The 18,561-nt window shown below is 44.2% G+C and carries 18 protein-coding genes and 3 tRNA genes; 15 read left to right on the top strand and 6 right to left on the bottom strand.

Going from position 1 to position 18,561, the window contains the following annotated elements:
• The first annotated feature begins 50 nt into the window (after positions 1-50).
• The 4 genes from arsC to AAEU32_RS15115 all read left to right on the top strand — a co-directional run bounded on the left by arsC (position 51) and on the right by AAEU32_RS15115 (position 1,891).
• Positions 51-398 (top strand): arsenate reductase (glutaredoxin), encoded by a 348-nt coding sequence (arsC, locus tag AAEU32_RS15130; protein ID WP_421971367.1) that lies wholly within the window; start codon positions 51-53, stop codon positions 396-398.
• Complete coding sequence (gene wrbA, locus AAEU32_RS15125) at positions 398-949, top strand: NAD(P)H:quinone oxidoreductase (RefSeq protein ID WP_421971366.1); 552 nt, start codon at positions 398-400, stop codon at positions 947-949. Before arsC ends, wrbA begins: the two co-directional genes overlap by 1 nt.
• Positions 942-1,391, top strand: coding sequence for a DUF2069 domain-containing protein (locus tag AAEU32_RS15120; RefSeq protein ID WP_421971365.1), 450 nt, complete (start codon positions 942-944; stop codon positions 1,389-1,391). The genes wrbA and AAEU32_RS15120 overlap by 8 nt, the downstream gene beginning before the upstream one ends.
• Before the next feature lie 275 nt (positions 1,392-1,666).
• Positions 1,667-1,891: a hypothetical protein gene (locus AAEU32_RS15115; protein WP_421971364.1), complete on the top strand. Its 225-nt coding sequence runs from the start codon at positions 1,667-1,669 to the stop codon at positions 1,889-1,891.
• Positions 1,892-1,976: 85 nt separating this feature from the next.
• Here AAEU32_RS15115 and AAEU32_RS15110 read toward each other — a convergent pair whose 3' ends face one another.
• A complete protein-coding gene (locus AAEU32_RS15110) occupies positions 1,977-3,314 on the bottom strand; it encodes an ankyrin repeat domain-containing protein (protein WP_421971363.1) in 1,338 nt (445 codons plus the stop codon).
• Positions 3,315-3,419: 105 nt separating this feature from the next.
• Between AAEU32_RS15110 and AAEU32_RS15105 the strand changes: the two genes are divergently transcribed.
• Complete coding sequence (locus AAEU32_RS15105) at positions 3,420-3,608, top strand: DUF2897 family protein (RefSeq protein ID WP_421971362.1); 189 nt, start codon at positions 3,420-3,422, stop codon at positions 3,606-3,608.
• Here the strand turns inward: AAEU32_RS15105 and AAEU32_RS15100 are convergent.
• Together AAEU32_RS15100 and bamC are read right to left on the bottom strand one after the other, a co-directional pair.
• Complete coding sequence (locus tag AAEU32_RS15100; RefSeq protein ID WP_421971361.1) at positions 3,605-4,969, bottom strand: YjiH family protein; 1,365 nt, start codon at positions 4,967-4,969, stop codon at positions 3,605-3,607. The genes AAEU32_RS15105 and AAEU32_RS15100 overlap by 4 nt on opposite strands.
• A gap of 124 nt (positions 4,970-5,093) precedes the next feature.
• Positions 5,094-6,152 (bottom strand): NlpB/DapX family lipoprotein, encoded by a 1,059-nt coding sequence (bamC, locus tag AAEU32_RS15095; RefSeq protein WP_421971360.1) that lies wholly within the window; start codon positions 6,150-6,152, stop codon positions 5,094-5,096.
• 333 nt (positions 6,153-6,485) lie between these two features.
• Here bamC and AAEU32_RS15090 point away from each other — a divergent pair, with 333 nt between their 5' ends.
• Together AAEU32_RS15090 and bcp are read left to right on the top strand one after the other, a co-directional pair.
• Positions 6,486-7,019, top strand: coding sequence for a glycine cleavage system transcriptional repressor (locus tag AAEU32_RS15090; protein ID WP_421971359.1), 534 nt, complete (start codon positions 6,486-6,488; stop codon positions 7,017-7,019).
• A 9-nt stretch (positions 7,020-7,028) separates the two neighbouring features.
• The gene (gene bcp / locus AAEU32_RS15085; protein ID WP_421971358.1) at positions 7,029-7,502 is read left to right on the top strand and encodes a thioredoxin-dependent thiol peroxidase; all 474 of its coding nucleotides are present in this window, start codon (positions 7,029-7,031) and stop codon (positions 7,500-7,502) included.
• A 26-nt stretch (positions 7,503-7,528) separates the two neighbouring features.
• Here bcp and queE read toward each other — a convergent pair whose 3' ends face one another.
• Entirely contained in the window at positions 7,529-8,194 is a 666-nt protein-coding gene (queE, locus tag AAEU32_RS15080) for a 7-carboxy-7-deazaguanine synthase QueE (RefSeq protein ID WP_421971357.1), read from the bottom strand.
• A 161-nt stretch (positions 8,195-8,355) separates the two neighbouring features.
• On the opposite strand from queE, the gene queC reads away from it, so the two are divergent.
• Both queC and AAEU32_RS15070 read left to right on the top strand, forming a co-directional pair.
• Complete coding sequence (queC, locus tag AAEU32_RS15075; RefSeq protein WP_421971356.1) at positions 8,356-9,027, top strand: 7-cyano-7-deazaguanine synthase QueC; 672 nt, start codon at positions 8,356-8,358, stop codon at positions 9,025-9,027.
• Positions 9,028-9,252: 225 nt separating this feature from the next.
• Entirely contained in the window at positions 9,253-10,620 is a 1,368-nt protein-coding gene (locus AAEU32_RS15070) for a diguanylate cyclase domain-containing protein (RefSeq protein ID WP_421971355.1), read from the top strand.
• A gap of 20 nt (positions 10,621-10,640) precedes the next feature.
• On the opposite strand, the gene uvrB is transcribed toward AAEU32_RS15070, so the two are convergent.
• Together uvrB and AAEU32_RS15060 are read right to left on the bottom strand one after the other, a co-directional pair.
• Positions 10,641-12,650 (bottom strand): excinuclease ABC subunit UvrB, encoded by a 2,010-nt coding sequence (uvrB, locus tag AAEU32_RS15065; protein WP_421971354.1) that lies wholly within the window; start codon positions 12,648-12,650, stop codon positions 10,641-10,643.
• Positions 12,647-14,011, bottom strand: a complete 1,365-nt coding sequence (locus AAEU32_RS15060; RefSeq protein WP_421971353.1) for an MATE family efflux transporter — start codon at positions 14,009-14,011, stop codon at positions 12,647-12,649. Before AAEU32_RS15060 ends, uvrB begins: the two co-directional genes overlap by 4 nt.
• Positions 14,012-14,716: 705 nt before the next feature.
• Here AAEU32_RS15060 and AAEU32_RS15055 point away from each other — a divergent pair.
• From AAEU32_RS15055 to bfr (AAEU32_RS15030), 6 genes are all read left to right on the top strand, one after another.
• A tRNA-Asn gene (locus AAEU32_RS15055) sits at positions 14,717-14,793 on the top strand.
• Between the two features lie 25 nt (positions 14,794-14,818).
• Positions 14,819-14,895, top strand: a tRNA-Asn gene (locus tag AAEU32_RS15050).
• Positions 14,896-14,915: 20 nt separating this feature from the next.
• Positions 14,916-14,992: transfer RNA gene (locus AAEU32_RS15045), tRNA-Asn, on the top strand.
• Between the two features lie 348 nt (positions 14,993-15,340).
• On the top strand, positions 15,341-17,302 hold the full coding sequence (locus tag AAEU32_RS15040; RefSeq protein WP_421971352.1) for an EAL domain-containing protein: 1,962 nt from the start codon (positions 15,341-15,343) through the stop codon (positions 17,300-17,302).
• 307 nt (positions 17,303-17,609) lie between these two features.
• Complete coding sequence (bfr, locus tag AAEU32_RS15035; protein WP_421971383.1) at positions 17,610-18,095, top strand: bacterioferritin; 486 nt, start codon at positions 17,610-17,612, stop codon at positions 18,093-18,095.
• Positions 18,095-18,559 carry a bacterioferritin gene (gene bfr, locus AAEU32_RS15030; protein WP_421971351.1) on the top strand — a complete coding sequence of 155 codons (465 nt, stop codon included), beginning with the start codon at positions 18,095-18,097 and terminating at the stop codon, positions 18,557-18,559. The genes bfr (AAEU32_RS15035) and bfr (AAEU32_RS15030) overlap by 1 nt, the downstream gene beginning before the upstream one ends.
• Positions 18,560-18,561 lie beyond the last annotated feature (2 nt).

The raw sequence follows: 18,561 nt of genomic DNA, 5'->3' as shown, positions 1-18,561 counted from the left end.
AGTGCCACTATCTTTTACACTATTGCCATTATTCGTATTAAGGAATTGTTATGTCTTTAGTTATCTATCACAACCCACGTTGTTCTAAGTCGCGCCAAACGCTTGCTCTGATTGAGGAAAAAGGCGTTCAGGTAGAAACCATCAAATATTTAGATGACACACCAAGCGCGTCTGAACTTGCTACCTTGGTTAAAAAATTAGGCTTTAACTCAGCACGTGAGCTTATGCGCACCAAAGAAGACATCTACAAAGAACTTGATTTAAAAAACGAAACTGACGAGCAAGCCTTGCTTAACGCAATGCATCAAAACCCAAAACTGATCGAGCGCCCTATTGTCGTCAAAGGCGACAAAGCGGTATTGGGTCGCCCACCTGAAAACGCCTTGGAACTCATTTAATGAATGCCATTTTAGTGCTTTACCATAGCCGCAGCGGCAGTGTTAAAGCACTAGCCGAAGAAATTGCAGACAGCATTGAAGCGCACGGCAGCGACGTGTTACTGCGCTGCGTCAGCGACGATGGGGAGCACCCAAAGGCAACTAAAGATGAGTTGGCACAATGCTCAGCGCTCGCTTTTGGCACCCCCACTCGCTTTGGTTCAATGGCCGCTCAAGCGAAGATTTTTTGGGAGCAAACCAGTGATGTGTGGCTCAAAGGGCAACTCATCGATAAGCCAGCTTGTGTGTTCACCTCAACCAGCAGTATGCACGGCGGTAATGAAGCAACGTTATTAAACTTAAGTTTGCCATTGTTGCACCACGGCATGATGTTACTTGGTGTGCCATATGACGTGCCGGCTTTAAATGCGACAACCTCTGGTGGTGCTCCTTATGGTGCGAGCCACGTTGCTGGGCTTGATAACTCATCCCAACTGAGTAATGACGAGAAACAAATTTGTCAGGCGCTTGGCCGCAGACTGGCAGATATCGCGAGAAAACTACATGACTGATACAGCTAAAAAGCCAATTACCAAACGCTTCCAACTCTTAGCCATCATTGGCTATGTAGGATTACTCATATTAATGCCGTTGTGGTTGTTTGTGCTCTCTGCGAGAGATGATTACAGTGCAGCATTTACTTTCTGTTTGTACATTTTACCGCTGCTGTTACCCCTCAAGGGCATTATTCAAGACAAGCCATACACCTATGCGTGGGCCAACTTTATTGTGATGATCTATTTCATCCACAGTTTAACGCTGCTTTGGATAAGTCCTGAAGAACTTGTCTATGCGATACTGGAGCTGTTGTTTGCATCGGCTATGTTTATTGGCTGTACCTACTACGCGCGTCATCGTGGTCAAGAGTTGGGGCTAAAAGTCGGCAAACTCAAAGATGATTTAGCCGAGGAAAAAGCAGCACAAGAGTATCATAGTCAGAACAAAGATCAGTAACGCGAAGAGCACGCTTCATGCCGCGGGTAACAATCGATGAATGCAAGGAGGCATTCACAGAAGCAAACGGCGCAGCTCCCGACTTTTTATTTGCGCCGCTTTTATCCACTCTTTGGTAGCGCCACTTTGGATAACCCCAGTATTTTGCTATCACGTATTTTACAAAAAATGCCTACAAAGTTGCTCATAACTGCGGCTTTGGCGTCATATAACGACGCCATGGGCTATAGTTCTTGATAACATCAGATACCATTTAATGCGCGATTAGGATGATTATGCTTGATTTAAAAGACACCGACTTGCAAGAGACACTTTTGAATGTCACTAAAATTGTTGAGACTGAGTGTGCTAAAGATGCGAGTCAATTACTCAATGAAGGATTCGTTTTACTTGCGGTGGCCAAAAACATCTACGAAGATGATGGCAACCGATTTGTTTACTCTTTAGGCTTTATTAAGCCAATTGGCGAGCTCAGTGATTGGGCAAGAGACAATTTTTAAGCACATTCGCCTAGAGCGTGTTGATCTTTGAGGTATAAACCTTGCTCAAAGCAATGAACAACGCGCCCTAGTTAATGAGCAGCCTTTAGCTCCCCATCTGACTTAAAAATGCCAATGCAACAATGCTGAGTAGGCCGATTTGTGCCATCAAGGACATCATTGAGCCTACACGCAGTAACCCTAAACCAAATGGGTGACGTAATCGCGGATAAAGCGCACACCGTTTAAGACTTACAGCAAAAAACACGGCCAAAATTGATACCAGCGTCAACACCATGGTCAATTCACTCTTAAAGTCGATGCCGTCATCAAAAAAGAAAAACAATTGCAACGGCAGCAACATCACCACCAAGGCATGCAAAACGTGTACCTTGGCAATGCGCATGTATTGATCATCAGGTGATAGTTCCTTGATGCCGAACTCGCGCTCCATTAAGCGCACCATGGCCTTTTTATGTGAATGAACTGCATAACGATAAGGCGTTAACCCGTTGTTATTTTTGGCATGAAAATTAGCGCCCATGCGCAGTAATAGTGACAAGCTCGCTGAACTGTTGCCATCAATGGCATAGTGCATTGCGGTGTTTCCTTGCTCGTCCTTAGCATCAAGCGCCACCTCGTCACCTAGCGCCTCAATCACACTCACAAAGCCTTTTTTTGCAGCCAGCATCAGCGCAGTTTGTCCTTGCTCGCAGGCAAGGGATCCTTTAGCACCTTGCTCAATAAAACGCAGTGCCATGCTTTGCTTCGCTTGCTCGCTTTGCAAGTGAGCTAACAGGGCTTGCTCTAGAAGTTGTGTTAAGTTGCTCTCATCAGACAGACATTGCAATAAGGTAAAGTAATCCTGCCCTTGGACTAGGGCCGATTTTGCCTCGTCGAGCACTGCATCTAAGTCAGCGGCGCATTGGGGTAAAAACGCAGCAAATTTGGCGCGAAAGTCCACTTCTTGCCATAGCATCATGACATCGGGCGCTGTCACGGTAATACCCTTGGACAGCAACTGTTCAAGCACGGCAAAATAACGCTGCTCAAACACCAGTTTAGGCAGTGACAGAGGTGAATCTATTGTTGCTTGAGCCTGAATATCTGCGTACTGAGACAAGCGCTCAAGTAATAATTCACATACTTGCTCTGCGCTATAGTCATTGCTTAAAAAGTAATCTTTCGCAGCTTGAATATAGCCTAGAGCTTGCTCGTCAAAGTCGGTGATATGCTGAAAGGTGCACTCTTCAAAAGGCTCACGCGGCATTAACCAGACAAGGTAGTAGGCTGGCGATAAAGTGGTACTGCTGACGCCCTCTTCGATGCGCGTACTGCAGGTTGGCCATGACTCGAGTGCATCGAGAATAAAGGCGCCGTTTTGCTCAATTAAACCTTTGAGTAGTAACGGATATTGTTCCGGCCAGATGAGTACCTTTTCCATTAACTGTGAAGACTCCACTAATATGTTCAATAAGTTGCTTTGCAACTATGATGTCAGTTATAAAGGGCGCTCCCTTACCCTTCACTTAATATGGTGGACGCTGCAATGCAGACTTGGCACATTATCCTCATTATCGCCCTAGTGTTGGCGGTTATTTGGAGCAACATCGCACTGTTAAAATATTCAGCCAAAATGGACTTTAAAAAGTTTAATCAAGATCCTATTGAGAAGGCCAAGCGCAGCCTCGAAGAAAAAGCACGCAAAGAGGCCCAAGACTCAAAAGAAGATGATTAAACGAGTAGCAAATTAGCCATTAACGTAATCACCGGTAGACTTATCAATGTGCGCAGAATGAAAATCACAAATAGCTCAAAGATGTTGACCGGTATTTTACTGCCCAGTAATAAAGCGCCCACTTCTGACATGTAAATCAATTGCGTGACACTCATAGCAGCAATAACAAATCGCGTTACTTCGCTCTCAATATTTGATGCGGCAAGAATGGATGGGATGAACATATCTGCAAAACCCACCACGATGGTTTCTGACGCTTTAACCGCCTCAGGAATACCTAACAGCTCTAAGTACGGGATAAAAGGTTTGCCGAGATATTGAAACACACTGGTATGCTCAGAGATAATCAGAGCAAAGGTACCTACGGCCATCACTACAGGTAATACGGCGAACACCATATCTAAGGCATTATGCAGCCCTTCTTCAACCGTGCCCTTAACCCCTTTTGCATGACGCGCTTTATCAAGCGCCATATCTAAAGATTGACGCCATAATCCTTTATTCGCAGGAACAGATTCATTGTCATCACACTTGGTGTCGCCATCTATGTACACGTGCTTTTTCAAGCTCAACGGTGGTATGCGCGGTAAAATCAATGCACACACAACCCCTGCTAGACACACGGTAAGGTAAAACGGTGCAAATAAGTGCTCTAAACGCACCTGACCAATAACAACAAAACAAAAGGTAATCGACACAGCGGAGAACGTGGTGCCAATAATCGCCGCTTCTTTTTGGGTATAATGTTTTTCTTCATATTGGCGAGCGGTCATCAATATACCGACACTGCCATCGCCCAACCACGATGCTGCACAGTTCACCGCACTTCGCCCCGGAACGCCAAATAATGGGTGCATGATTTTGGTAAATAACGTGCCTACAAGCTCCAACAGACCAAAGTTCAATAACAAAGGTAACAAAAAACCAGCAAGGATGAATACGCTCAACAGCAGTGGCAGCAATTCAACCAGCACAAATGCGCCAGTGGCTTCTGAATAGATCGCTTGTGGACCGATGTGGAAGTAGGTCATCACCACAAACACCATACCTATGAGACGCACGACTAACCAGGTTGGTGTCACAACAAACAAATGGCGAAGCAAAGGCTTGTCGAACAATGCTTTAGGCTGGATAAGAGTCATCAGTAAAGACATCAACCCAGTGATGCTGATGATCAATAACAACAAGGTGTTGGAAATAGGAGCCACCGATTGACGTAACATATCCGCCAAAATCGCCACGGTAATTTTGATTTGCCCATCCCAAGGAATTGGGATCATAAATAAAAACACGCCGATCAGAGACGGAATAAGGAACGTCAGTAAGGTACTGCTCATCGAGCGAGGCTGGCTTGTTGTCATAATATTCTACTTATTGTCACTGTTGGTGTACCAAGAGGCGAAAACGGGTGCACACAGCCCCTGTGATACAGACAAAAAAGGAAAAGAGCCTGCACCCTTTTCCCTTTTCTAATCGATTACTAGATTAAATTTGAATGCCTCGGCTACGCAAAGCTGCTACGAGCGCTTGCTGCAGGTCATTCATCACGCCAGGTTCAAGTACTTCACCATTGGCGTCCATCCAGGTGATGCTAGTACCGCCAGCTTGCGCAGGGCTTACCAGAATTTGATACTGCCCATCTTCAAGCGGCAACTGCATAGCTTCGTCACCCCAAATAGAATCCCATACGCTACTTTCTGGCTGAGTATAATCGGCAAGAATTAGGCCTTTATCGGCATCTACTTCGATGATTGTAAACTGCAATCGCTCTAGGAAACCGCTAAAGCGCTCAAATACAACATTGGTGCTTTGCTCAGTGATTAGCGCAGAGTTGCCTTTGTTATCAAAACCTAGCTCAAGCGAGATAATGCCTTGGCGCTGGCGTAAATCAACTTGTAACTGACGGTATAGGTAGTCAAATTCGGTTACTGCTGCATTTAAAGCTCGTGCTTCTAAACGCTGTTGCAATAAAGGCGTCAACGGCACCGTTTCTGAACGGTAATCCACTAATTTAGCTTGCAGTGATGCAGTACGCTGATGCTCTTTTTCCTCAATGATAAACTCGTAGCGTTGCTCTGCGACGGTCTCATCATCCCATAGCCAACCTTCTTCAACACGCACAATAGACAGCCAATCGCTTTCTAATGTCCCTTGCGCTTTATCAGCCTTGGCAACACCAACATTGTAGCTCTTAAATACGCTTTCAACTGCTGACCAAACAAAGTCTTTGAGGTTGTCGATGCCGTCGTTTTTGTCGAAATAGACTTTCGCTAGCTTTTCGTTTTCTTCAATCCAGCTACCCTGAGCCACAGGCATAACCTGCATTGGCGGCTTAACTGCTTTGTCATCTTCGCTGTTGTCATAAACAGCAACATCCATTTTGTACGTTGGGTCTTGGCGTGGAGCATCAAGGCCTTGTGGAGTGACTACTGCTTTGTTTGCTTGATAGTTGCGTTGGTGATGCGCGTCATTGGTAAAAATGCTACACCCACTTAAAGTTACTAAGGCACCTAACATCAATGCTTTAGGGATCCAATACTGCACGTTGTAGTTCTCCTATACTCACCTTTATTATTCTACGGACTTTGAGTCGGTGAGTGGTAATTGGTTCAGTGTCGATTGCAAGTTAATTGTTATATTGGCTTTTATCCAGCCCACAAAGACTAAAAAGATGAATCAACACCCGCTTCGCTGACGCCTGAGCACAGCGATAGGGAAGAAAAATTTTCACTATGGTACTTTTACACGAGGGCAAAAACAAGAAGCTCTCAAGTGAAATGACATAAATCACCCACATAGGTAAAAGCTGCGCTATAAAAGCGTATTTGTGATACACTTCGTCGCCGAAAAATTGTTTTGTATAGAAAGGGCAAATCCATGGTTGAGTTGGCCAAACAACAATTAGTAATAACTGCAATTGGTGAGGATAAAGCGGGCGTTGTCAGTGCTTTAACCCAGTTGGTCAGTGACTGTCATTGCAACATTACCGACAGCCGCATTGCCATATTAGGAAACGAATTAACGTTTATCATGTTGCTCAACGGAGACATGGCGTCCATTAGCCGTGTTGAGCATTTATTACCTACAAAAGGCATGGAACTTGGTCTGTTAACCATGATGAAACGTACTGCCTGTCATACCCAAGAACAATTTGGTGGTGGCTACAACCTCGAATACACAGGCATAGACACTCCGGGTACGTTAAGCCAGATCACGGGCTATTTTGCGCAGCACAATATTGGTATCTGTTCTTTAAAATCTGACACTTATGAGCAAGATGGTATTATGCAAATGCGCTGTGAATTAGAATTTAATGTACCGCAAGAGATCGATATTGATGCGTTCAAAGTATCTTTTGAAGCGCTCTCTCAACGACTTGAAATTGATTATATTTTTAGACGAATAAGATAAGGAATCAGTATGAACACCTTACAAGCAGGCGATAACGCGCCTTTATTTACGCTCGACGATCAAAACGGTACGCCAGTAAGCCTTGAAGCATTGTTAAACAATAACCAAGTACTGGTATATTTTTATCCAAAAGCGCTCACACCTGGGTGTACTGTTCAAGCTGAACAATTACGTGATCACAAAGAGCAACTTGCTGCGCTTAACACCGTGGCTGTGGGGATCAGCCCTGATCCTGTGAAAAAGTTGAAAAATTTTGAGACCAAAAAAGAGCTCAACTTCCAGCTTCTTAGCGATGAAGACCACAAAGTTGCCGATGACTTTGGCGTGTGGGGCCTAAAGAAATTTATGGGTAAGGAATACGATGGTATTCACCGCCTGAGCTTCTTGGTGGGTCAAGACGGTAAAATTAAACATGTGTTCAACAAGTTTAAAACCAAAGACCATCACCAAGTAGTCATTGATTATCTGAGCGAGAATCAGTAATAAGAAAGCGGCTTATGCCGCTTTTTTTAGTTAATCCCCAAGTATTTATGTACTTGTACTGATAAACGCCAGTTCTTCTGGATACAGGTGTCAATCGCCAACTTAGTTGCTTTTGCTTTTTGACTTATTGGCTGTAAATAAACAAGTTTCGGGGCCACCCCTGTACGCGCGAATAACGCTTCTAATTCTTCAACATGCTTTTGCATGGCAATAGGATGTTTAATTTCGTCAGCACGTTGCATCGCCGACGTAAGCACCTCGTAGCCGCCACGCATATTTATTTTAGGTGACACCGTCACCCAGGTCTCTTTAGGAGCTTGAATTTCAAACGTACCACTGGTTTCAATTTGCGTGCTGTAACCGTGGGCATGCAGTAATTCACACAAGGGATTAAGGTCAAACAGACACGGTTCACCGCCAGTAATAACAACATGTTTTGCCTTGTAACCACGAGCGTTGAATGCAGCCAAAATATCTTCAGCTTGTGCGTGTGCCCACAGCTCTGAATCAGACTTCTTTTCAAGAGTTTGCTCTAAGGACACAACATAGGTGTCATTCGCATCCCATGTTTGTTTAGTGTCACACCACGAACACCCCACAGGGCATCCTTGCAAACGCACGAATACAGACGGCGTTCCGGTATAACTTGCTTCACCTTGAATCGTTTCAAAAATCTCGTTAATTTGGTACAAAAATATTACCTACTGCTGTTACCAACCATGAAGTACGAATTGGTATAAAATCTACCCACAGCGAGTCACACATACACCGAAAAGGTGGTTAAAAATTGTGATCCGCCCACAAACCCTGTATTATACCGCGCCCGAACGTAAACCTCTATGATGATTATAAGGTGACCACCCAAATGGCAGAAAAAGTCGTTGTTATATATTCAGGTGGCATGGATTCTTTTACCGTGCTCAACAAAGCGCTACGCCAAGGCCATGAAGTCTATGCACTGTCATTTAACTATGGCCAACGTCATGTGAAAGAGCTTGAAGTAGCCAAAGCTGTGTGCGAAGAGCTTGGTGTGGATCACAAAATCGTCGATATTTCTGCCATCAACCAGCTTATTGGTGGCTCTTCGTTGACCGATGACATTGATGTGCCTGAAGGTCACTACGAAGAGGAAAGCATGAAAAGCACCGTGGTACCCAATCGAAATATGATTTTGCTATCACTGGCTGTAGGTTACGCAGTGTCACTCAAAGCAACCAAGGTTTTTTACGGTGCTCACTCTGGTGATCATGCCATTTACCCTGATTGCCGCCCTGAGTTTGTAAAGAAAATGGATGATGTGTGTCGTATCGCCAACTACGATGAAGTAGAGATTTTCTGTCCGTATTTAGACAATAGTAAAATCGACATTCTTAAAGACGGTTTAGAGATGGGCCTTGATTATTCTAAGACATGGACCTGCTACAATGGCCGCGAAAAAGCGTGCGGCAAGTGCGGTGCGTGTCAGGAGCGCCTTGAAGCATTCGCGTTAAATAACGCGACAGATCCTCTCGACTACGAAGCCTAAGGCCGTCATCCCTATTCGCCAGCCACTTTAGCCTGTTGCATGCAAGTGGCTTGGCGCTGACATGCTCATATTTTGTCCCCTAAAATTACCTACCTTTAACAATATCTTGTTATACTGGCGCCGCACAGCGTGTTTGCGTTCTCTTTTTCAAAAGAAATCTTTGTAAAAACAACAACGCGTAAATAATAAAAATCAGATAGTTGCACTTGAATTAACGGCTTGAAAATGAGAATCAAACCTAAAACGCTATTAATACTCCTTAGTCTGCTTTATCTAAGTGGCAGTGTTTTTGTTGTTCAATCATTTTCAGACTTATATCGCCAGCAACAAATCAGTGAGCAACGAGAACAGCTCGCCAAACAAGTTGCCTTCACACGAGCAAAAATAGAGAGCCTTGTCTATCAAGAAGTCTTTGCCGCAGAAAGTATCGTGATTATCGCCAACTTGGATATGCAGTTTATTGAACAAAACTGGAATACACTGGCATCAGGGTTAGCGAGCAATTCACAGTTGATCAGAAACATTGCTCTAGCTCCTGATAATATCGTCAAATATGTCTACCCCTTTGATGGCAATGAACGCGCACTTGGACTTGATTACAGTACTGCACCTAAACAATTAGCGACGATAGAAAAAGCACGACAGCAACGTGGTATTTTTATCGCTGGGCCCCTGCCATTAGTGCAAGGTGGAACAGGGTTAATTTTGCGCTTTCCTTTGTATGCAAACGTACTCGAAGATGATTCATACTGGGGTACCCTGAGTGTGGTGCTTGATGATAATGCCATTTACGAGCAGTTGTCACTGTCAGGCTCAGAGCACATCACCTATGCACTCAAAGGGGCGGACAGTGCTGGAGAAAAAGGTCGTTTATTCTTTGGTGAAGCGCAAACCTTTGCCAATGCAGATCTTGTGGAGACAGTGCAAATACCCAACGGCACATGGGTTCTCGGTGCAAAATACCGAATCAGCGAACACACAAGTTATCAGCACACACTTATTGTGGTGGTTGGAATATCTGTCTCTTTGATCCTGTACTTTTCAATACTCTTCTTAGTGCGAGCCTATTTAATCGTCAAAGAAACGTCTCTGCAAGATGACTTAACGCATCTTGCCAACAGACGCTCTATCATGCAACGCCTGCACTATTTAACACAAGATATGGGCGAAAATAAACAATTCGCTATCATCAATATAGATCTCAATGGTTTTAAATCGGTTAACGACACCTATGGTCACGATGCTGGAGACGCACTGCTCATTCATGTTGCTCGAAACCTCAAAAAACAACTGCGAGATACAGACATCATTGCCCGCCTCGGCGGCGATGAATTCTTAATTTTATTGCACCGAATCAACAATGAAGAACAAGTCATTGCGGTGGTTGATAAACTACGCAGGCATATGAGTAGCGCACCTTTGTATTACAAAGGTAACGAGCTATATGCATCGTTGAGTTTCGGCTATAGCTGCTACACTCAGGTGACCTTGGATATCGAAAACTTGCTAAGCGAAGCTGATGCTCGTATGTACGCTGACAAACGCCGCCAAAAAGCGGCGCTGGCAAAAAAACAGGCAGAGCAACAAACCTAAGTTTTTTGCCCTACACGCGCTTAGCTAATAATTAACTGTTGCTGTAGCTCATGCACTTGGTCACGCACTTTAGCGGCTTTTTCAAACTCAAGCTCTCGCGCAAACTCATGCATTTGTGCTTCTAAGCGGCTAATTTCTTTCGCCAAGTCTGCTGCAGACAAATGCGTTGTAGCTTTGTTTTTACTTGCTTTGGGGTCTTTGCGTGAGGTAATACCTTGACTGGTGTCTTGTCCAGTATCCATCACATCAGTGATACGCTTTTTAAGCGCTTGTGGCGTGATGCCATGAGCTTCATTATGTGCAATTTGCTTTTCGCGACGGCGGTTAGTTTCATCAATGGCTTGGCGCATAGAGCGCGTGATCACATCGCCATAAAGAATCGCTTTACCATTAATATGACGGGCCGCACGACCTATGGTCTGAATAAGCGAACGCGCAGAACGTAAGAAGCCCTCTTTGTCGGCGTCAAGAATCGCCACTAACGACACCTCTGGCATATCAAGGCCTTCACGTAATAAGTTAATGCCAACCAACACATCGAACACGCCAGCGCGCAGGTCTCGGATGATTTCCATACGCTCTACCGTATCGATATCGCTATGCAGGTAACGCACTTTAACATCATGATCGCCCAAATAATCGGTAAGGTCTTCAGCCATGCGCTTAGTTAACGTGGTCACTAACACACGCTCGTCAATGTCAACACGCTTGTATATTTCAGAGAGTAAATCATCAACCTGAGTGCTTACTGGGCGCACTTCAATTTCTGGGTCAACCAACCCAGTAGGCCTTATCACCTGCTCTGCAACTTCACCACACGATTTAGTTAGCTCATAATCGCCCGGTGTTGCCGATACATAGATCGTTTGCGGCATGATAGACTCAAATTCTTCAAACTTTAGCGGTCGGTTATCCATCGCCGACGGTAAACGAAAACCGTATTCGACAAGATTCTCTTTGCGCGAACGGTCGCCTTTATACATGGCTCCTATTTGTGACACCGTGACATGTGACTCATCAATGATCATCAAGGCATCATCGGGCAAATAATCTAACAAGGTAGGTGGCGGCTCGCCTGGAGCTCGGCCTGACAGATAACGACTGTAATTCTCGATGCCTGAGCAGTAACCCAATTCTTGCATCATTTCGATGTCATACTGGGTACGCTGTGCCACCCTTTGCTCTTCGATTAAGCGATTTGCATCGAGTAGCTGTTGACGACGCTCTTTTAATTCCACTTTAATGTTATCAATCGCACCGAGGATTTTCTCCCGAGGCGTTACATAGTGCGTCTTCGGGTAAATAGTAGCGCGAATGAGGTTTTTCTCTACATGCCCTGTAAGTGGATCAAATAAGCTCAAGCGCTCAATTTCATCATCGAACATTTCCACACGCACAGCGATATCGTCGGATTCGGCGGGAAAGATATCAATCACCTCACCACGTACCCGGTAAGTGCCACGGCTAAAGTCCATATCATTACGCGTGTACTGCAACTCAGCTAAGCGCCTTAGCATGTCGCGTTGGTCAACCGTATCACCCACTTTGAGCAACAACATCATCTTCATATAAGAGTCTGGGTCGCCCAAACCATAAATGGCCGACACCGACGCAACAATAATTACGTCGCGCCTCTCAAGCAAAGCTTTGGTTGCAGATAAGCGCATTTGTTCGATGTGCTCATTGATTGAGGCATCTTTTTCAATAAAGGTGTCACTGGCAACAACGTACGCTTCAGGTTGGTAGTAATCGTAATATGAAACAAAATACTCGACCGCGTTATTGGGAAAGAACTCCTTCATCTCCCCGTATAGCTGCGCCGCGAGAGTCTTATTGTGCGCCATAATGATGGTTGGGCGATGCAGCGTTGAGATAATGTTCGCCATGGTAAATGTTTTACCCGTCCCCGTAGCCCCCAACAAGGTTTGGTGCGCAAGACCCGCCTCTAGCCCCTCAACTAATTGCTTTATCGCAGTCGGTTGGTCGCCACTAGGTGAATAACTGGATTGTAAATCAAATGCATCACTCACGGTGTTAACTCCTGCGTCTTAACCTCGGTACATTGCAAACCTCTAGAAAACCAGTAGTAAGCAATGACAGCGGTAAATAAATTGCCCAAAGCAGCCCCTACAAACAACCCTGTCAAATCAGCAAGCAAGCTACCTAGGTAAGCAATAGGCACATAAAAGACAAATAAACGTACAATACTCAAAATTAGCGCATTCATTGGTTTGTGAATCGCGTTAAAGGATGAGTTTGTTAAGATGATCACGCCTTGCAGCCCGTAAGACAGTGGTAAAACGTAAATAAATAACTGTATCAAGTCACTCACTTGCTGTTCGTCAGCAAAAGCCGCTGCGATAAACGGAGCCACCATCAGCAACAGCAGGTAAATCGCAAACTGCCACACCATGACGAACTTGAGGGTTTGCTGATATGCACTGCGCACACGCTCGTGTTTTCCCGCACCAAAATTTTGGCTAATAAATGGTGGCAACGTCATCGACAATGCCAATACCACCAACGAAGCAATAGACTCAATGCGACTGCCCACCCCAAATGCGGCAACAGCAGGTGCACCAAAGTTGGCGACGATAGCCGTCATGACCGCCATTGCAATCGGCGTAAGCATATTTGCCCCCGCCGCAGGTAAACCAATTTTTAAGATTTTACGCGTCGCTACAGCAAATGATTGCGAGGGACATCGCAGTGTTACTAAGTTACGCTGACGAGTCAGTATATATAGAATTGCTGCAACGCCCAGAATCCAGGATATTGCGCTAGCAATCGCAGCTCCTTGAACCCCCATGGCGTCGATAGGCCCAAAGCCGAAAATCAAAATCGGATCTAAAATAGCATTCACAAGGCCCGAGCACCCCATAACTATACTCGGCGTTTTGGTATCACCATTGGCTCTTAACACGGCGTTACCTATCATTGGCGTCACCAGTAATACACTGGCTAGAAACCAGATATGCATATACTGCTCAATAATTTCAATTAGATGCGCCTTTGCACCTAACAATAGAAATATTTCCTCAGTGAATAGGTAACCAACTGCCGACAGCGCTAAAACCATCACGGCAGATATAACCAGCGCCACGCCGCCGTCAAAACGCGCTTGGTTGGTGCTTTGCGCGCCAAGTGCTGTGGCAATGACTGCCGAAGTACCTATACCTAACCCAATTGCGAGGCTTATCACGGTAAATGTGACTGGAAACGTAAAACTAATTGCAGCCAGAGGCTCAGTACCGAGCATACTAATGAAAAAAGTATCAACTAGATTAAACAGCATTAAAAAAATCATGCCGAAGATCATGGGAATAGTCATCTTGCGCAAAGTTGGCACAATTGGAGCACTGAGGATCACTGAAGAATCGGCTGTAGCCATAACGACGCTTATTGCTGCTATTAGGGAAGCCCTATTCTAAAACATCCCAGCATCCCCTTCCATGGTTAATTGATGCATAAAGAATGTTCATTTTTTCGAATTTCAATTAATTTCGGCGCTAAAGGGCGTAAAAAACAATTAATTTACACTGTTGAAACAATGATACGTATTTATGCGTTATTTTTGCACAAGACAAGGACAAAAAAGCGTCATCAAAGTATAAAAATATATTTTTTTGTAACTTTAAAGAATATCATCTCAAACCATTGTTTTATATATGAAAAAATTTTTACCTCATCCCTATTGCATTCTCAATAAGTCCCCTCCGAAGCCGATTAACCCTGCCTTGCGTGCATTAATAAACAGACTTATCCACAGATTTCGTGGATAAGTTAACCCAGCCCTTTAAATATAAGGGATTAGCCAATATGAACAAAAAAGAACACATATTACCTATTAATATATGCACTTCATTAGTGCATTGCCGGTAGCACTAAAATCAGGCTTCCTTTGTCGCCTTTAAGACCGCGACATTGCCTTGGTAAATACAAATATAAACGCTGTGGATGCCCTTAATTTGGTTGCTTAGCAAGCAAATTGAGCGAAAAAGCGACGAACGAGCTGTTTTTTTTATTTTTCGAGTTTTATTAGTTGACACTGGCAAGTGGGGTCATTAATATTTCGCCCCGTTGAGAGACAGGCGCTTCCCCCTTAGCTCAGTTGGTTAGAGCGACGGACTGTTAATCCGCAGGTCCCCCGTTCGAGTCGGGGAGGGGGAGCCAATTTTCTTTCAACATCAGGTTTTGTTCCCCCTTAGCTCAGTTGGTTAGAGCGACGGACTGTTAATCCGCAGGTCCCCCGTTCGAGTCGGGGAGGGGGAGCCACTTCCTACATTACGTTTTGTTCCCCCTTAGCTCAGTTGGTTAGAGCGACGGACTGTTAATCCGCAGGTCCCCCGTTCGAGTCGGGGAGGGGGAGCCAACAACGTCACTCCTCGTTACATAAATTCCTTATTCTGTACCTAGACATCTGTCTGTTAGTAAACTAATCTTCAACTATATTTTTGTTTATATTCAATACGCTACTAAACTGTTAATTAGTCTTCCGAAATTATTACAAATCGTATCAACAAGTTGTCGTGTGTCTTGGGAGCGGTAATACTCTGTTACCACTGCTCGTCACCTAACTGATTGCGAGGATAAGATTTTTGGATAGATAACGGATTATTTAAGGCCTTTTAAAGACCTGAGGAATTATATTAGGGCTTTGACTGTCCTTGTGCGGCTTTGAACTTCGCAGACTGTACTTAAGAGTAAAGGATAAGCAACTTTGAAACGGTTCACTCTCCTACAATTCACTTTATGGCTATTAGCATTGTGCGCTGGTGTTGTTGCTAATGTGATGGTGTTTCACACGTTGAGCACACAACAGCAAGATACCATGCAAAAGCAACTGCAACACTATTTGAATATTCAGCCTGTAGCATCTATTGAATTAGCCGATCCTGAAAAAGGTGCCCTGTTCGCTGAACAAATCTCAGCGCTTATGCCTGTGCAAAAACTATGGGTTCGAAATAGCGATGGAGAAATCCTCGGCTCTACTAGCAAAACCCCCAATGATGCACTTATCCTGCAAATTGCTCAGTCACAATTTCAATCAATTCACAGCCAATATGCCGTGTCTGAAGACAGTGAGTTGCGTGTTGAATTTGTTGCCGATTTAAGTGCTTTGGCAAGCTCATTTGAGCAAGGCCTACTCTACTTCACGCTCGTTATTACCTTTATTTGCTTTGTGCCAATTGCCAGTTTAAAAACAGCATTTAGAGGCTATCGCCGCCGTATTGCTGACATTGTTGCGACCGTTATTGATCACTTTGTCAGCGCCAATGATGTGCCTGATTCATATACGCGCGCATTTGGTGATGACAAAGAAAAATTGAAAATAGCCAACCAAATTGCTCCGGCTTTAAAGCGTTTGAATTCTCACCTAGGCGTGCAGCTAGACAATATAGCCAGCTCAGCAGTGGAAATTAAAAAAGAAGCGTATAAAGACGTAGTTACGTCTCTTGGCAACCGCAATATGTTCGTGGAATATTACGAAAGACACATCGAGCACGCGCAAAATGAATGTTTTGGGTGTATCGCATTGGTGCGTGGTACTGAGCTGCAGCAAATAAACCAAAGCAGCGGTTATCAAGAAGGCGATGAGTACATTCGTAGCATTGCTGACATGCTATCTGCATCAATCACTAACTATGCTAATAGTAATGTGTATCGCCTCAACAGTTCAGATTTTGCGGTGGTACTGCCAAACATCCCTCCTAAAGAGGCTGAGCGCTTTGCGACTAACGTTCAAGCTAAACTGAATCAGTACCAAAAGGTGCATAACCTACCGTCAGTGGCGTACACCGGTATCGTCCCTTACGACCAAAATAAACCGCTGGGCGAATTGCTCGCCAATGTGGACGTGGCAATGAACATAGCCCAAAGTAAACAAGTTAATGCATGGCATATTCAACGCCCTGAAGATATCAGTGAGAGCTCTGTAAAGGGTGCACAAAATTGGCGTAAGATGATCAGTGACTTGATTGAAAAGCAGTCGGTCGAACTGGTGATTCAAGCTATTATGCCGCTTGGTAAAAGCAACGCTGCCTATTCGGAAATTCAGGCTCGTTTTCGCGATGCCGAAGACCACATTTTGCCAACGTCGTCATTCATGGCAATGGCAGATCAGCTAGGCAAGTCGATAGAGCTGGATCAAATGATCATTGAGCACACCCTCAAAGCGATTAAGACACAAAACCTTAACGCTCAGTACTTTGGTGTAAATGTGTCAGCAGCCAGTGCACATGACGATAAATTCCTCATTTGGCTGGAGCGCCGTCTGCTTAAAGAAGGTGAATTATCTTCACGCTTAGTGTTTGAGATTTCTGAATTGGGCTTACAACAAAATATCAACGCCAGTAAGCGCTTTATTTCAATGCTTCACCGCTCTGGCGCACGTATTACCGTTGAGCGTTTTGGTGTGGGACTCACTTCATTCAAGTTCTTCCGTGAGCTAAAACCTGACTTTATCAAGATGGATGCAAGCTATACGCGCGGCCTGGAAGACGACAAGAACAACCAATACTTTATGCGTCTCATGGTTGATTTAGCGCATCGTATCGGCGTGAGGGTATTCGCTGAAGGTGTAGAAAGCCAAGAAGAGAAACATGTTATTGAGGTACTGTGCCTCGATGGCGCTCAGGGCTACTACATAGAAAAACCACGAGAGCTGGCCATCACAAAATAATATAAAGAGGGGTTTCCCCTCTTTTTTATGCCCGCCAATTATCTACACCCCAAAAATAGTGTGTTGAATCCTGACACTTATGCCCTCCCGATAGTTCGATAAGATTGGTTTATCTCACTGCATTTTGCCAAGCTACTCTTTTTATTATCAATTTCAAAGCCCGACTTAAAAAGCTAAATACGAGCCTAAACCTAAATTCGAATGCGAATGAATAGCAATTGTAAATAACTGATTTATAAGAAAAATATTGATTTAATTAATGGATAAACTAAACTTAATGCACTAAATAATGACGAGGCCGAAGCAAATGCAAGGTAAACAACGAGTTATAGACAGCTTTAATAAATTACTCGCCAACGAGCTAGCTGCAATCGACCAATATTTTATCCATTCTCGTATGTACGAAGATTGGGGTTTGAATAAATTGTATGAACGTTTAGAGCATGAACGTGAAGAAGAAACACAACATGCCGATTGGTTAATTAAACGTATCTTATTTCTTGAAGGCGTGCCAAACATGACCAAGCGTCGCGACCTCCTAGTAGGAAGTGATGTAAAGGAAATGATGGCCAACGACCTCAAACTCGAGCTCGAAGTTGTTCAATGCGTAAAAGAGACCATTAAAATCTGCGAAGAAGAGCAAGATTATCAATCTCGTGAAGTGCTCGAGAAGCTGTTATTTGATACCGAAGAAGATCATGTGTATTGGCTAGAGCAGCAGCTTGGCCTTATTGATAAAATCGGTATTCAAAACTACCAACAATCACAAATGGGTGACTCAGAGGTAGCATAATGAAAGGTGATAAAGACGTAATTGCTGCACTGAACACAGTGCTTGCCAATGAACTTGTAGGCATTAACCAATATTTCCTTCATGCGCGCATGTTCAAGGATTTTGGCTTTAGTAAACTAGACAAAGCAGACTACAAGGTTTCTATTGTGAAAATGAAAAATGCGGATCGCCTTATTGAGCGTATTTTGTTTCTAGAGGGACTACCGAACCTGCAACATTTAGGTCGTTTACGTATCGGCGAAGACCCACAAGAGATGATTGGCGCCAATATGGACTTTGAGATTGAATCTCTAAAAGACCTTCAAAATGCCATCAAACTCGCTGAAGAGCGTATGGACTATATTAGTCGTGAGGCCCTTGATGCAATCCAAAATGAGCAAGAGGAGCAGATTGATTGGCTCGAAACTCAGCAGCATCTCATTAAAGTAACGGGCATTGAGAACTATCTGCAATCACAGATGTAAAG

Origin of the sequence: Pseudoalteromonas maris, from assembly GCF_049257235.1 — a bacterium.
Classification (GTDB): domain Bacteria; phylum Pseudomonadota; class Gammaproteobacteria; order Enterobacterales; family Alteromonadaceae; genus Pseudoalteromonas.
This window is presented reverse-complemented; position numbering and strand designations above follow the sequence as displayed.

Bases quoted from the DNA above. Each gene is read 5' to 3' on its own strand.
- arsC (WP_421971367.1), top strand. From the start codon at position 51: ATGTCTTTAGTTATCTATCACAACCCACGTTGTTCTAAGTCGCGCCAA.
- wrbA (WP_421971366.1), top strand. From the start codon at position 398: ATGAATGCCATTTTAGTGCTTTACCATAGCCGCAGCGGCAGTGTTAAA.
- AAEU32_RS15120 (WP_421971365.1), top strand. From the start codon at position 942: ATGACTGATACAGCTAAAAAGCCAATTACCAAACGCTTCCAACTCTTA.
- AAEU32_RS15115 (WP_421971364.1), top strand. From the start codon at position 1,667: ATGCTTGATTTAAAAGACACCGACTTGCAAGAGACACTTTTGAATGTC.
- AAEU32_RS15110 (WP_421971363.1), bottom strand. From the start codon at position 3,314: ATGGAAAAGGTACTCATCTGGCCGGAACAATATCCGTTACTACTCAAA.
- AAEU32_RS15105 (WP_421971362.1), top strand. From the start codon at position 3,420: ATGCAGACTTGGCACATTATCCTCATTATCGCCCTAGTGTTGGCGGTT.
- AAEU32_RS15100 (WP_421971361.1), bottom strand. From the start codon at position 4,969: ATGACAACAAGCCAGCCTCGCTCGATGAGCAGTACCTTACTGACGTTC.
- AAEU32_RS15090 (WP_421971359.1), top strand. From the start codon at position 6,486: ATGGTTGAGTTGGCCAAACAACAATTAGTAATAACTGCAATTGGTGAG.
- bcp (WP_421971358.1), top strand. From the start codon at position 7,029: ATGAACACCTTACAAGCAGGCGATAACGCGCCTTTATTTACGCTCGAC.
- AAEU32_RS15070 (WP_421971355.1), top strand. From the start codon at position 9,253: ATGAGAATCAAACCTAAAACGCTATTAATACTCCTTAGTCTGCTTTAT.
- AAEU32_RS15060 (WP_421971353.1), bottom strand. From the start codon at position 14,011: ATGGCTACAGCCGATTCTTCAGTGATCCTCAGTGCTCCAATTGTGCCA.
- bfr (WP_421971383.1), top strand. From the start codon at position 17,610: ATGCAAGGTAAACAACGAGTTATAGACAGCTTTAATAAATTACTCGCC.
- bfr (WP_421971351.1), top strand. From the start codon at position 18,095: ATGAAAGGTGATAAAGACGTAATTGCTGCACTGAACACAGTGCTTGCC.